The 12,997-nt window shown below is 71.2% G+C and carries 11 protein-coding genes and 1 pseudogene; 9 read left to right on the top strand and 3 right to left on the bottom strand.

Annotated features, from left to right (window positions below; genetic code table 11):
* Nucleotides 1–338: 338 nt before the first annotated feature.
* The 5 genes and pseudogenes from ACNJ93_RS02270 (at nucleotide 339) to ACNJ93_RS02250 (ending at nucleotide 7,349) form a co-directional block, all read left to right on the top strand.
* Nucleotides 339–1,217, top strand: coding sequence for a universal stress protein (locus ACNJ93_RS02270; RefSeq protein WP_418955605.1), 879 nt, complete (start codon nucleotides 339–341; stop codon nucleotides 1,215–1,217).
* Nucleotides 1,218–1,370: 153 nt separating this feature from the next.
* Nucleotides 1,371–2,225, top strand: coding sequence for a DMT family transporter (locus tag ACNJ93_RS02265; protein ID WP_418955604.1), 855 nt, complete (start codon nucleotides 1,371–1,373; stop codon nucleotides 2,223–2,225).
* Nucleotides 2,226–2,854: 629 nt separating this feature from the next.
* Entirely contained in the window at nucleotides 2,855–5,254 is a 2,400-nt protein-coding gene (locus ACNJ93_RS02260; RefSeq protein ID WP_418955603.1) for a phosphoketolase, read from the top strand.
* A 30-nt stretch (nucleotides 5,255–5,284) separates the two neighbouring features.
* Nucleotides 5,285–5,557, top strand: a pseudogene (locus tag ACNJ93_RS02255) (hypothetical protein); the annotation flags it as partial.
* 67 nt (nucleotides 5,558–5,624) lie between these two features.
* Nucleotides 5,625–7,349, top strand: coding sequence for a GAF domain-containing protein (locus tag ACNJ93_RS02250; RefSeq protein ID WP_418955602.1), 1,725 nt, complete (start codon nucleotides 5,625–5,627; stop codon nucleotides 7,347–7,349).
* 56 nt (nucleotides 7,350–7,405) lie between these two features.
* On the opposite strand, the gene ACNJ93_RS02245 is transcribed toward ACNJ93_RS02250, so the two are convergent.
* Both ACNJ93_RS02245 and ACNJ93_RS02240 read right to left on the bottom strand, forming a co-directional pair.
* Nucleotides 7,406–7,870: a pyridoxamine 5'-phosphate oxidase family protein gene (locus ACNJ93_RS02245; RefSeq protein WP_418961285.1), complete on the bottom strand. Its 465-nt coding sequence runs from the start codon at nucleotides 7,868–7,870 to the stop codon at nucleotides 7,406–7,408.
* 149 nt (nucleotides 7,871–8,019) lie between these two features.
* A complete protein-coding gene (locus ACNJ93_RS02240; RefSeq protein ID WP_418955601.1) occupies nucleotides 8,020–8,346 on the bottom strand; it encodes an STAS domain-containing protein in 327 nt (108 codons plus the stop codon).
* 300 nt (nucleotides 8,347–8,646) lie between these two features.
* Between ACNJ93_RS02240 and ACNJ93_RS02235 the strand changes: the two genes are divergently transcribed.
* Nucleotides 8,647–9,372 carry a response regulator gene (locus tag ACNJ93_RS02235; protein WP_418955600.1) on the top strand — a complete coding sequence of 242 codons (726 nt, stop codon included), beginning with the start codon at nucleotides 8,647–8,649 and terminating at the stop codon, nucleotides 9,370–9,372.
* A gap of 200 nt (nucleotides 9,373–9,572) precedes the next feature.
* On the opposite strand, the gene ACNJ93_RS02230 is transcribed toward ACNJ93_RS02235, so the two are convergent.
* Nucleotides 9,573–10,445 carry a universal stress protein gene (locus ACNJ93_RS02230; RefSeq protein WP_418955599.1) on the bottom strand — a complete coding sequence of 291 codons (873 nt, stop codon included), beginning with the start codon at nucleotides 10,443–10,445 and terminating at the stop codon, nucleotides 9,573–9,575.
* 341 nt (nucleotides 10,446–10,786) lie between these two features.
* Here ACNJ93_RS02230 and ACNJ93_RS02225 point away from each other — a divergent pair, with 341 nt between their 5' ends.
* From ACNJ93_RS02225 to ACNJ93_RS02215, 3 genes are all read left to right on the top strand, one after another.
* Nucleotides 10,787–11,656: a universal stress protein gene (locus tag ACNJ93_RS02225; protein WP_418955598.1), complete on the top strand. Its 870-nt coding sequence runs from the start codon at nucleotides 10,787–10,789 to the stop codon at nucleotides 11,654–11,656.
* A 231-nt stretch (nucleotides 11,657–11,887) separates the two neighbouring features.
* Nucleotides 11,888–12,331, top strand: a complete 444-nt coding sequence (locus ACNJ93_RS02220) for an Hsp20/alpha crystallin family protein (RefSeq protein WP_418955597.1) — start codon at nucleotides 11,888–11,890, stop codon at nucleotides 12,329–12,331.
* A complete protein-coding gene (locus ACNJ93_RS02215; protein WP_418955596.1) occupies nucleotides 12,328–12,831 on the top strand; it encodes a flavodoxin domain-containing protein in 504 nt (167 codons plus the stop codon). The genes ACNJ93_RS02220 and ACNJ93_RS02215 overlap by 4 nt, the downstream gene beginning before the upstream one ends.
* The last annotated feature ends 166 nt before the right edge of the window (nucleotides 12,832–12,997 follow it).

Genomic DNA, 12,997 nt, shown 5'->3' with positions numbered 1-12,997 from the left:
AGGCCGGACCCCTTCACGACCCCGCTGCTCGGCGGGCCGGTCGCTGTTCGCGAGGACTGCCGACTCGTGATCGGCCGCTGCCATCTCCGTGAGTTCCGCTGTCAGTGCGGCAAGGTCGTGCGCCCCCTGCTCGTCCGCGACGGCGCCGAGATCCTCCTCATCGAGCACCTAGAAGCCGACTGGTCACCATGGTCCTGGTGGTCGCGGACCGGGTCGACGGGTACCTCGGGTGCCGGTGGGGAGGGTGCTTGAGATACTGCATGTACGAGGGTCGGGCGTGTGCGGCCGTCCACAGGACCGGGCAGCGCGCCGCGTCGTCTTCCGGAGGGAGGGCGAAGATGTCCCGCTCGGTGACCGTCGGTGTGGACGGCTCGCCCGAAAGCGTCGCGGCCGCGCGGTGGGCCGCACAAGAAGCGCGGCTGCGCGGGGTGCCGCTGCGCCTCGTGTTCGTCGACGAGTGGAACGGCACGGCGACAGTGCCGGGTGTCGACCCCGAAGTGGGCCGCCGGTGGGCCGAGGAGTTGCTGGGCGAGGTCGCGGAGGCTGTGCGGCGGGGGCACCCTGCGCTCGAGGTCGAAACGCGTCGTCTTTCCGGGCGGCCCGCGACCGCACTGGTCGGTGAGGCGGCAGAGGCGGCCGGTCTCCTCGTGCTCGGTTCACGCGGGCTGGGAAGCGTGAGGGGCTTTCTCCTCGGCTCCGTCGGCATGGCGGCGATCAGCACCACGGAGCGAGCCGTCGTGCTGGTCCGGGCACCCGAGGCGCCCCCGACGGACCAGAACGTCCCGGAGCCTGCTTCGCGCTCCGTGGTCGTCGGTGTGGACCTCGACCAGTTCTTCGCCCCGCTCCTCGACTTCGCTTTCCAGGAGGCCGCGTACCGTGGTGACCGGCTTCTGGCGCTGCACGCGTGGTCGACTCCGCCCGTGGTCCGTGACGCCTCGGCCCTCGTGGCAGCCGAGCGGGAGATCGCCCCGGACGTCGCACGGCGCCTCACACAAGGTCTGACCCCATGGCGGGAGAGGTTTCCTTCGGTGGAACTCGTGGAGCGGCCGTGCGTCGGCGGACCTGCTCGACTGCTTCTGCAGGCGGCGGCGGGTGCGGATCTCGTGGTGGTCGGCCGACGTGTACGCAAAGGGGTGCTCGCCATGCATATCGGGTCGGTGACTCACGCGGTCGTGCACCACTGTGCCGTGCCCGTCGCCGTCGTGGCCCATGAGTGAGAGCGGCCGGGCACGAGCGGCCGGGGGGTCACGGCCCGGGCGGCGGGGCGGACCGGACGTTGACCGACCTGGTCGTGAGGCGCAAGGCCCGCGGGCGTTCGCTGCTTGCCTTGCAGCGGTCGGGGGCGGAGCGACGCCGAGGACCCCGGGCTCATGAACACCGCGGTGGCGGTGTCGAGCGCCCTGTTGGCCGCGTTGTTCTTCGGCGTCGGGTCGGTGCTCCAGCACCAGACGGCACGGCAGGCATCCGTCCGGAAGGCGCTGCGTCTTCGTCTCCTGCTCGACCTGGCCCGTCGCCCGATGTGGCTGCTGGGGACAGCCCTGTCCGTCTCTTCCTTCGCGCTCTTGGCTCTCGCGCTGGCGTTCGGGCCGCTGGTCCTGGTGCTGCCGCTGGCGGCGATGGACCTCATCTTCGCCCTGCCGTTGCTCGCACTGCGGCGCGGGGAGTCGCTGACCCGTTCCGAGGTGGCGGGCATGGTCTGCACGGCGGGAGGAGTGGCCGTGTTCCTCACGGCGCTCCCGCATGCTTCGTCGCGCTCGGGTCCACCGGGGGTGAGCGACTGGGCACCGTCGATCACGGTCCTCGCGGGCGTGGTCGTCCTGCTCGCAGCCCTGGGAGCGAGCCGGCCGGGCCGGGTGCGGACCGGCTCGTACGCCATCTGTGCGGCGTTGACGCTGGCTGTTCTCGACGGCCTGACCAGAAGCACGGCCGGCCGGTTCAGGACGGACGGCTTCGAGGCGCTCTTCCACTGGGAGCCGTACGCCCTGATCGCCGTGGGAGTGACGAGCCTCGTACTGTCGCAGAGCGCCTTCCAGGCGGGCTCTCTGGCCATCAGCCTGCCGATCATCGACACCTTGGAGCCGATCGGCGCGGTGGCCATCGGCGTGGCTGTCTTCGGCGAACAGCTCGCCCTCACCGCCTGGGCCCTGACCATCCAGATGGTGGGGGCCGCGGCGGCCGTGACCGGCATCGTGCTCCTGGGCCGGTCGGCGCTCGCCACCGACTGACGTGGTGGGCCCGTCGGCGTCCCAGTCCTGCGGGAGGAGAGCGACCGGGCCGGGCTGTGGTGCAGGACTGATACCCCATCGTGTCCGCCACCTCGTGGAGCCATGAACTCGGTCGGCCACCCCAAAGAGCAAGCGAGGTCATCGTGAACAGCAACGCCGCATCCGACCGGGGTGCTTTCGCCCCATAGGGGTCGCCCGCTTCCCATATCTCCATCCGCATCTGCGGATGTCCAGGACGCGGCAGGGACGGCGTCCCCGACATGTGTGCAGCTCATCCATGCGGGACGTACGGGCGTCCGCAAAGGGCCATTCGGTCCAGGGCCGGTCCAGGGAACGCAGTCACGGACGAGTACAGGGCACGCGCATGCCCGTGGTCAGCCGGGACAGCGCAAGGAGGAGTGACCCATCCGGCCCTTACCGCGACGCTTTTGCTGTGTCAGCGTCTCGGACGGCAGGTGCACTTACGACCATGGGGCCAGGACCCGTGGAAGAGCGAGGGGCGCGTGCCCCAGGCGGTCCTGAGGCAGTTCACGTTCCCGCGCCGCGTGACGTCACGCGCTTCGGCCACGCCGGCCCGGCGCCACGCCCGCCGCCCGCGACCACACACGACCACACACGACGGAGGAAGCATGCGAAAGGACGAGCGCTCCGAAGGCGTACCCCTGACCGACGAGGAGCTCGACACGCTCGACGCGCACTGGAGGGCCGCCAACTACCTGTCGGTCGGCCAGATCTACTTGATGGACAACCCGCTGCTGAAGAAGCCGCTGGAACCGGCGCACATCAAGCCGCGGCTGCTCGGACACTGGGGCACCTCCCCGGGCCTCAACCTCGTGCATACGCACCTCAACCGTGTCATCAAGCGGTACGGCATCGACGCGCTGTGCGTCTGGGGGCCCGGACACGGCGGGCCGGCCGTCCTCGCCAACGCGTGGCTGGAAGGCAGCTACAGCGAGACCTATCCCGATGTGAGCCGGGACGAGGACGGCATGGCCCGGCTGTTCCGGCAGTTCTCCTTTCCCGGCGGTGTGCCGAGCCATGTGGCGCCCGAGACCCCCGGCTCGATCCACGAGGGCGGCGAACTGGGTTACTCCCTGTCGCACGCCTACGGCGCCGCCCTGGACAATCCGGACCTCCTGGTGGCGTGCGTCATCGGCGACGGTGAGGCGGAGACGGGGCCGCTCGCCGCCTCCTGGCACTCCAACAAGTTCCTCGACCCGGTCCACGACGGAGCGGTCCTGCCCATCCTCCATCTCAACGGATACAAGATCGCGAACCCCACCGTGCTCGCACGGCTGCCGCAGACGGAACTCGACCAGCTTCTGTGCGGCTACGGCCACGAGCCCCTGCACGTCACCGGAGACGACCCCCACGAGGTCCACCGGGCCATGGCCGCCGCGATGGACACGGCCCTCGACCACATCCGGCACATCCAGCAGCAAGCCCGGACCGGCGCCCCCGTCGGACGGCCGCGCTGGCCGGTGATCGTCCTGCGGACGCCGAAGGGCTGGACCGGACCCGCCACGGTCGACGGCGTCCCCGTCGAGGGCACCTGGCGTGCCCACCAGGTGCCCCTGGCGGGCGTCCGCGACGACGAAAGCCACCGGACCCAACTGGAAGCGTGGCTGCGCTCGTACCGTCCCGAGGAACTCTTCGACGAGACCGGCCGGCCGAGCCCCCAGGTGCTGGAATGCGTCCCGGAGGGCGTGCGGAGGCTCGGTGCGACCCGCCACGCCAACGGCGGCCTGCTCCTGCGGGATCTGCCCCTGCCATCGCTCGAACGCTTCGCCGTCCCGATGGACAAGCCCGGCGAGACCCGCCACGAGCCGACAGCGGTACTCGGAGAACTGCTGGAGAACGTCATGGCCTCCACCGGCGAGCGCCGCGATTTCCGCCTCGTCGGTCCCGACGAGACCGCCTCCAACCGCCTCCAGAGGGTGTACGAGGCCACTGGCAAGGCATGGCAGGGCCCGGTCCTGCAGACCGATGAGCACCTCGACCGGCACGGCCGGGTCATGGAGATCCTCTCCGAGCACACCTGTCAGGGCTGGCTGGAGGGTTACCTGCTGACCGGCCGGCACGGGCTGTTCTCCTGCTACGAAGCCTTCGTCCACATCGTCGACTCGATGGTCAACCAGCACATCAAGTGGCTCAGGACCTCCCGCGCCCTGCACTGGCGCGCACCTGTCGCCTCACTCAACTACCTGCTCACCTCCCACGTATGGCGTCAGGACCACAACGGCTTCTCCCACCAGGACCCCGGGTTCGTCGACCACGTCCTCAACAAGAGCCCCGAGGTCGTCCGCGTCTACCTGCCGCCGGACGCCAACACGCTGCTGACCGTCGCCGACCACGCGCTGCGCAGCCGCGACCAGGTCAACGTGATCGTCGCCGGCAAGCAGCCCTGTTTCGACTGGCTCTCCCTCGACGACGCCCGCGCCCACTGCGCCCGCGGCGCCGGCGTGTGGACATGGGCAGGTACCGAGGACGGGACCCGTGACCCGGATGTCGTCCTGGCCTGCGCCGGCGACGTCCCCACCCAGGAGATCCTCGCGGCGGCCGGCCTTCTGCGGCACCATCTCCCTCAGCTCGTCGTACGTGTGGTGAACGTCGTCGACATGACCCGGCTCATGCCCCATGAGGAGCACCCGCACGGCATGACCGACCCGGAATACGACGCGCTGTTCACCCGGGACAAGCCGGTGATCTTCGCCTACCACGGCTACCCCTGGCTCGTGCACCGTCTCGCCTACCGCCGCACGGGCCACCCGAACCTGCACGTGCGCGGCTACAAGGAGGTGGGCACCACCACGACACCCTTCGACATGGTCGTACGCAACGACCTCGACCGCTACCGCCTCGTCATGGACGTGATCGACCGCGTGCCCGGCCTCGGCGTGCGAGCGGTGGGCGTGCGCCAGACCATGGCCGACGCCCGCACTCGCCACCACGCCTTCATCCGTGAGCACGGCACCGACCTGCCCGAAGTCACCGACTGGAGCTGGAGCAACGGCCGGCTGTCGGCATGATTCCACCGTCCGCATCGCGCGCCGGTGAGTGCTCGGCAGCTGCCGGCCTCGACCGCGGCCGAAGGCGTCGCCTCGTACGCCGCCGCCGTGGAGCGCCTGCGTGACGCCGTCGGCATCGAGCCGTCCTTCCGCGCCCTGGGCATCGACGAGACGGTCTTCATCACGGCTCTTCCCGAGCAGGCGCTGAACGCCTACGAGGACCAGTGCGCGCCGGCCAACCCGCGCATGCCGATGCTGGACGACATGGAGGACATCATGCGAGCCGCCTACTACGCCGGACCCCGGCCGTTGCCCTTGATCTGAAGCTCCGGGCCACCCACTCGGCCGTTAGGCTGGCACGGTACGGGCGGGTGTCGACGGAGGAGGCCCAGTGGGCGTGGAGGAGCCGCTGTCGCGGATGCCCCAGATGCGGCTCGACGAGCTGCTGGAGGAGCTTCAGGCGCGCATCAACGCCGCACGCGGCACCCGGGACCGGGTACACAGCCTGTTGGAGGCGGTCGTCTCGGTAGGCCGTGAACTGGACCTCTCCCAGGTGCTGCGGCGCATCGTGGAAGCTGCCGCGCTGCTCGTCGACGCCCAGTACGCGGCGCTTGGAGTGATCGGGCCCGACGGCCGGACCCTGTCGCAGTTCCTCACCGTCGGTCTGACCGAGGAAGAGATCGCGAAGATCGGACCTCTGCCGGCCGGGCACGGCATTCTGGGCGAGCTGATCCACAACCCCGAGCCGCTGCGGCTGACGAATCTCGGCGCCCACGAGGCGTCCTACGGGTTCCCCGCCCATCACCCGCCCATGCGGACGTTCCTCGGCGTGCCCATCCGGGTGCGCGACGAGGTCTTCGGCAACCTCTACCTGACCGACAAGCACGGGGGCATGGACTTCGACGCCGAGGACGAGTCGGTCATCTCGACGCTGTCAGTCGCCGCCGGGGTCGCCATCGACAACGCTCGCCTGTACGAAGCTTCGCAGCGCCAGCAGCGCTGGCTGCAGGCGAATGCCGAGATCACCAACAGCCTGCTTTCCGGCAGCCCGCGACTGGCGGTGCTGGAACTCATCGCCCGCCGCGCCCAGGAAATCACCGGGGCCGCGCTCGCCGACGTCTCCGTGCCCGTGGCCGGTGCGGACGACCTCGTCGTCGAGCTGGCCATCGGCACCGGCGACGAAACCCGACGCGGCTTGGTGGTGCCGGTCGTAGGCTCCCTTTCCGGCGCCGCGTACAAGGCCGGCGCGCCCGTGACCACCGTCGGCCTCGCGGAGGACGACCGCTGCACTGCCGGCCCGCGCCGCTTCGACGGCCTGGGCCCTGCGGTCGCTGTGCCCCTGGGCACAGCCGCTCAGGACACCCGCGGTGTCCTGCTGCTGGCGCGGGACCAAGGAGACCCGGTTTTCACCGAAGCGGAGCTGGAGCCGCTGCTGGCCTTCGCCGGGCAGGCCGCGCTCGCCCTTGAGCTGGCCGAGCGCCGCAGCGACGCCGAGCAGCTCGCCCTCCTGGAGGACCGCGACCGCATCGCCCGTGACCTCCACGACCTGGCCATCCAGCGTCTCTTCGCGACCGGCATGACGCTGCAGAGCGCGGCGCGACTCGTGCAGCACGAGGGTGCCGCCGAACGGGTCTCGCGGGCCGTCGGGGACCTCGACGAAACCATCAAGATCATTCGCTCCACGATCTTCGGCCTGCGTGCCCGTCACGAGGACGCCGGGCCGAGCCTGCGCGCCCGGGTCGCCCGCACCGTGGGCGAGACGGCGACCACGCTCGGATTTCCGCCGCGTCTCAGCATGGAGGGCCTGCTCGACACGGACGTACCGCCCCAGGTGGCCGAGCACGTCACGGCGGCCCTGACCGAAATGCTCAGCAACGCCGCCCGTCACGCACACGCCACCCGGGTCGAGGTCGCCCTGCAGGCCACTTCCGACGAAGTCGTCCTCACCGTCATGGACAACGGGCGAGGCATCCCCGCCGACGGCAGGCGCAGCGGCCTGAGCAACCTCGAGGAGCGGGCCCGCAACGTGGGCGGTGCCCTGGAGATCGTGTGCCCTGAGGAGGGCGGCAGCCGGCTCGTGTGGCGCGCGCCGCTCGTGTCCGGCCCCGCTGTGTGACCGTCGGTTCCTCAGCTGCACGCGCCCTCAAGGTCGTCCGGTGCGACCGGCAGGCTTCACACAGTGAGCTGCAAGCCCGTCACGAGATCCGGCCGGATGCGCAATGCGGCGTTCATGGCGGGGTGTTGCGCCCATGGGCGCACACGGGCGGCAAAACGCGCGAGTTCCCTCTCGTCGGTGACCCGGCGGGCGTAGCCGGTGACCACCACGCTCCAGCCGAGGTGCGTCTCGAGGTCGATGACGTCAGCCTCGTAAGCCACCACGACGCCTGCGGTCTGGGCAGGCGTCACGATGGAGGCCAGCGTGGCGCCGTCGTACAACTGGACGATGATGTCCTCGCCGTCCATGAGGTGGTTGACCGGGCGGACGGCCGGCAGGGCCTGATGAGTGAAGACGATGCGCCCGAGCGAGATGCTGCCGAGCAGCCGCAGGGCCTCGGCACGGCCGAGCTGTCCCATGCGCCGGGGCGCCACCGCCTCACGGTGGTCGTCCACCGTGGTACGGGTGGCTTCGTCCTTCATCGTGCTCACCTTCTGCTCCGGCTCGGCCCCGGACGACTTCGCCGCCTCCGGCCAGCGTCTCCCTCTGCACGCCGGCTCGGTAGGGCCGAACGGACCTTCTCGGTCGTGCCGGTTGCCGGGAGTTCCGAAGGCCGGCTCTCCGCGACGGGTCACGCGAAGGAGCAGGGCACAGCGCGGTCCACGCCCAGGGCGCGGATGACGCGAGCGGGAAGCCGCTGGATGTGGCACAGCCGCAGACGCACACCGGCCCCTACGCACCGGCGGTGCATGCGCAGGAACAGCGCCACGCCGGAACTGTCACAGAAGGTGACCTCTGTCAGGTCGAGCAGCAGTTCCCACTCGGTCTGCCGTGCCAGACGGGTCAGCTCCGCCTCGATGTGCGCGGCGGTGTACAGATCCAGCTCCCCGGCCAGGGCGACTGCAGTCGTGCTGTGGTCCAGCGGGGCCGTGGTCAGGCTGATCGGGGGCGTCGTCATGGCGGCTGCCCTGCTTTCTTGATCCAGGCGGCGTCCCGGGGCCCGAGTGCCCCGGCCGTGCCGACGCCGGAAGTCCACCAGAGGGCGAGCAGTGGACAGGAGGTCCAGCGGGCCCGTACCCGGTGGGTCGAAGGTCCCTCGCCGGCGATGTGCACGGGGCTTTGCGGCATCGGGAACGGGGATGTGCGGGCCTTGGCCACGGTATGAGGGCCGTCCGGCCCTGGGCGAAGGTCCCGCTCGCGCGGCACTATGCGAGGGGAGCCCTTGTGGGCGGAGAACTCGGCGAACACGGAGCGTGTGATGACGGACAGCAGCGGCGGCCTCACGGAGAAGGAGCCGGTCAGGGTCTTCCTTCTCGACGACCATGAGGTGGTGCGCCGCGGTGTGCACGATCTGCTCGATGCCGAGCCCGACTTGACCGTGGTCGGGGAGGCCGGCACGGCCGAGCAGGCGCTGGTCCGGGTGCCCGCACTGCGCCCGCAGGTCGCGGTTCTCGATGTGCGTCTGCCGGACGGGGACGGCGTGAGCGTGTGCCGGGAGCTCCGCTCGCGCATGCCCGACCTCGCCTGTCTGATGCTGACGTCGTTCGATGACGAGGAGGCCCTGCTCGACGCGATCATGGCCGGTGCGTCCGGCTACGTCCTCAAGCAGATCACGGGAACCGACCTGGTCAACGCCGTGCGTACGGTCGCCTCGGGCCAGTCCCTCCTGGACCCCGGCGCCACGGCCCGGGTCATGGCCCGGCTCCGTGGCGGATCGCCGCAGGAGGAGCAGCGGCAGGGTCTGCCCGGATTGAGCGAGCGGGAGCGGGAGATCCTTGCTCTGGTGGGGGAGGGACTGACCAACCGGGAGATCGGCAAGCGGCTGTACCTGGCGGAGAAGACGGTCAAGAACAACATCTCCCGGCTGCTCGCCAAGTTGGGTGTGGAGCGCCGGGTGCAGGCCGCCGTCATCGCCACCCAGGCACTGGCTGCCCGGGAGGACCAGGGCGGTGCGGCAGGGCGGGAGGGCCGCCCACGAGGCTGACGCCGGTCCCCCACGCGGATCCGAGGGGGGGGAGGGGGCTGCCGGCGGAATTTCCCGGCGCACGAGGAACACGAAGGGCCCCGGCAGCCGCCGGGGCCCTTCGTGGTGTGAACCCGGCGGCGTCGGGACGGGCCCTTGTCGACGGTGCCGTTCTCGTGGTGGGGGACCGGTCGCGTGACAAGTCCCCGCCAAGGAGGCCCTCAGTCGTGCGGTACGACGGCGACGGGGCAGGGGGCATGGTGCAGGGCGGCGTGGGCCACCGACCCGATGCGGGTACCGACGGGCGCGCGGCGCGTCCGTCGGCCGACCACGAGCAACTCCGCGTCCGACACGGCGGACAGCAGCACCTGCCCCGCGCTGCCGATCTCGACGTGCTCGATCACCGGGACGTCGGGGAACCGTGTCCGCCACGGGGCGAGCGCCTCCGCCAGGGCCTTCCTCTCGAACGGCTCCAGCCCTCCGGCCTCGTCCGCGAGGAGCATCGAGCCGGGGCTGTAGGCGAAGATCGGTGGCAGGCTCCAGGCCCGAACCGCACGCAGGGCCGCGCCGCGTGCTGCCGCCTCCGCGAAGGCGAAGCCGAGCACCGCGTCGCTCTCCTCCGGCGTGCCCTGCTGGCCCACGACGATCTCGCCGCCCTCCGCCCGAGGCGTCTTCCCGTCGCCGGCGCGCACGGACACCACGGGCCGTTTCGCCGCGGCGATCACCTGCTGACCGTAGGAGCCGAGGAGGAAGCCGACGAACGCCCCGTGGCCCCGCGAACCCAGCACCAGCATCTCGGCCGCTTCGGCCTCCCTCAGCAGGGCGGCGACCGCGGTGTCCTGGACCACTTCGGCGGTGACCGTGAGAGCCGGGTGCCGGCCGGCGACGTGCGTCTCGGCCTCGCGGAGCACAGCACGGGCGGACTCGGCCTGCGTCTCCCTGTCCTGGACGACGGGGACGTCCAGGGGCTGCCAGAGCCAGGCGTGCACGATACGCAGCGACATCCCGCGCAGCTCGGCTTCGCGTGCCGCCCAGTCCGCCGCTGCGAGGCTCTCCGCGGAACCGTCCACTCCTACGGTGATGGCGCTGGTCATGAGGGTGCCTCCATACGGTTCGACGGGCATGGCCGCTTCGGCCGTGCTTCCTGCCCTCAGCCTCCATGAGGCGGCGGTGGTCCGCCGAGGGCCCATCGGCCCTGTCCTGCGGCCATTCGGCCACGGCGTCGTGGCCGTCCGGCCGGTCATGCGCGGCCGCGAGGCCTCCTGGCCCACATCAGGGACCTCCGGCCCCCTGCGCGCACCGACCCGGCCGATCACTGTGGAGGGACAGGCCCGCCAAGCAGCGCCCCGGAGTGCCGGACGGCGATCCTCGGCCCCTGAGTCAGCCTGTGTATGCCGCGTCCGGCAGGTCCGGCCGCCAGACCCACGGAGTCCCCATGTACCGCACCATCACCGCAGGCCTCGACGGATCCCCGGAAAGCCTTGCCGCGACGCAGTGGGCCGCCCAAGAGGCACTGCGCCGTGAAGTGCCGCTGCGGCTGCTCCGCGCGTGGAGCATCGACGAGGATCCCCGTACACGCGTGGTCGACGCGGCGACGGCACGCACATGGGGCGAGCGCACGCTCTCCATCGCTGAAAGGCGACTGCGGGGCCGCCACCCGGGCCTGGAGGTGGAGACGAAGTGGGTCGCCGGCGACCCGGTGGAGGAGCTGTGCACCGCCGCCGAGGAAGCGGAACTGCTGGTGCTCGGCTCCCGTGGTCTGGGCGGCCTGGCCGGATTCCTCGCAGGGTCGGTCTCCCTGGCGGTGCTCGGCCGCACGCGGCGACCTGTCGTCCTCGTCCGCCCGCACGACCCCCTGGAGCCCGAGGAGGAACGTACGGGGGAGGTGGTCGTCGGTCTGGACGTGTCCGCCGCAAGCGACGAACTGCTCGCCTTCGGCTTCGCCGCCGCGGACCGGTACGGCTGCGCGCTGCGTGTGGTGCACCGGTGGGCGGTTCCGGCGCTCTACGGACCCGACATGGCCGGCGCGCTGCCGCTGCTCATGACGGAGGTCGCCGCAGACACGCGACGGGCGCTCGACGAGGCGCTGGCTCCCTGGACCGAGAAGTTCCCGGACGTGGCGGTGGTACGGGACTGCCGCCAGGGCCGGCCGGCTCAGGATCTGATGGAGCTGTCGCACGACGCCCGGCTCGTCGTCGTCGGCCGCAAGGTGCGCCGGTCACGGATCGGCACCCATATCGGGGCCGTCACCCATGCGGTCCTGCACCACTGCCTGGCGCCGGTCGCGGTCGTACCGCACGACTGAACGGCCGCTCCTTCATCCCGGCCACCCGGAGCGATTCCCGCGGTACTGATCTTCTGGTGATGGGGCGCAGCCGCCGCCCGCTGGGACTCGGGCCGTTGCTCGGGCGGGGCCGACCGGCCCCATGGACGGCACCGATGGGCCCTGATCAGGAAGGACAGGCCGGAGGAGAGTGGGTGATGAAGGCGGACCCCTTCCGTCCTCCGCGCAGGCTCCGCACGTCAGGAGAGAAAGATGACCGGACGCAACGTGGAACGCAGGCACAGCCTCTTCCCCGACTTCGACACCTGGTTCGGCCGGGAGTTCCCGGGACTGCCCGGTTGGCGCCCCGCCACCGCCGCGCATGCGATCCCCGTGGAGATGACCAAGGGCGACGGCGCGTACGTGCTGCGCGCCGAACTGCCGGGCATGGACCTGGAGGACATCACCATCACGGCCGAGGACGACCTGATCACGATCACCGCGGAGCACAGGGAGAGCGCGGAGGACAAGGAGCATTCCGAGTTCCGTTACGGAGCCTTCCGCAGGAGCGTACGGCTTCCGGCCACCGTCCCCGCCGAGGGCGTCGAGGCCTCGTACGCGAAGGGTGTGCTCGCCGTCCGGGTCCCGCTGCCCGCCGACGAGAGCAGGACCGTACGGACGATTCCGGTGAAGCGCGCCGACGGAGGGACGTCATGAACCAGAAGCGTGTGCTGGTCGCCTACGGCAGCAAGCACGGCGCCACCGCCGGGATCGCGGACGAGATCGGCAGGACGCTGCGGGCCGACGGCTTCGACGCGGACGTGCTGCCGGCCGACACGGTCAGCGACGTCAGCGGCTACGACGGAGTGGTCCTCGGCGGGGCCCTCTACGCAGGGCGTTGGAACGGCAAGGCGCGCCGCTGCGCCCGGCGCAACGCGGAGGAGCTCCGCCACCGGCCGGTGTGGCTCTTCAGCAGCGGGCCCGTCGACAGCTCGGCCGAGCAGGGCGAGATCCCGCCGGCTCCCGGTGTGGCCCGCCGCATGAAAAAGCTCGGCGCGCGGGAGCACATGACCTTCGGCGGCGCCGTGACGGCCGAGACGCCTGGGCGCATCGCCCGGTCCCTGGTCCGCCACGGCAAGGGCGGCGACTTCCGCAATCCGGCGCGGATCCAGGAATGGGCCCATCACATCGGCACCGAACTGGCCACGACCGACTGAGCGGCACCAGTCCGGCACGGACCACCAGAGGTGCGAGATGGGCCGCCACGCGTGCGCAGATCCCAGGGATCTTCCCCGTGGCGACCAGGATGCGTGATCGCTGACGGACCGGTCTCGTGTCCCCACCCCGGTCTCGTGTCCCCACCCCAGCGGCGTGACGTGTGCC

It is taken from the genome of Streptomyces tritici (assembly GCF_048500665.1).
GTDB lineage: Bacteria > Actinomycetota > Actinomycetes > Streptomycetales > Streptomycetaceae > Streptomyces > Streptomyces tritici.
The sequence above is the reverse complement of the archived record's forward strand: the minus strand, read 5'-3'. Positions and strand labels throughout refer to the sequence as shown.

What these genes read in the sequence shown, in the direction of transcription:
- ACNJ93_RS02225 (WP_418955598.1), top strand. Translation starts at nt 10,787, where the DNA reads ATGTACCGCACCATCACCGCAGGCCTCGACGGATCCCCGGAAAGCCTT.
- ACNJ93_RS02240 (WP_418955601.1), bottom strand. Translation starts at nt 8,346, where the DNA reads ATGACGACGCCCCCGATCAGCCTGACCACGGCCCCGCTGGACCACAGC.
- ACNJ93_RS02220 (WP_418955597.1), top strand. Translation starts at nt 11,888, where the DNA reads ATGACCGGACGCAACGTGGAACGCAGGCACAGCCTCTTCCCCGACTTC.
- ACNJ93_RS02245 (WP_418961285.1), bottom strand. Translation starts at nt 7,870, where the DNA reads ATGAAGGACGAAGCCACCCGTACCACGGTGGACGACCACCGTGAGGCG.
- ACNJ93_RS02270 (WP_418955605.1), top strand. Translation starts at nt 339, where the DNA reads ATGTCCCGCTCGGTGACCGTCGGTGTGGACGGCTCGCCCGAAAGCGTC.
- ACNJ93_RS02230 (WP_418955599.1), bottom strand. Translation starts at nt 10,445, where the DNA reads ATGACCAGCGCCATCACCGTAGGAGTGGACGGTTCCGCGGAGAGCCTC.
- ACNJ93_RS02235 (WP_418955600.1), top strand. Translation starts at nt 8,647, where the DNA reads ATGACGGACAGCAGCGGCGGCCTCACGGAGAAGGAGCCGGTCAGGGTC.
- ACNJ93_RS02265 (WP_418955604.1), top strand. Translation starts at nt 1,371, where the DNA reads ATGAACACCGCGGTGGCGGTGTCGAGCGCCCTGTTGGCCGCGTTGTTC.
- ACNJ93_RS02260 (WP_418955603.1), top strand. Translation starts at nt 2,855, where the DNA reads ATGCGAAAGGACGAGCGCTCCGAAGGCGTACCCCTGACCGACGAGGAG.
- ACNJ93_RS02215 (WP_418955596.1), top strand. Translation starts at nt 12,328, where the DNA reads ATGAACCAGAAGCGTGTGCTGGTCGCCTACGGCAGCAAGCACGGCGCC.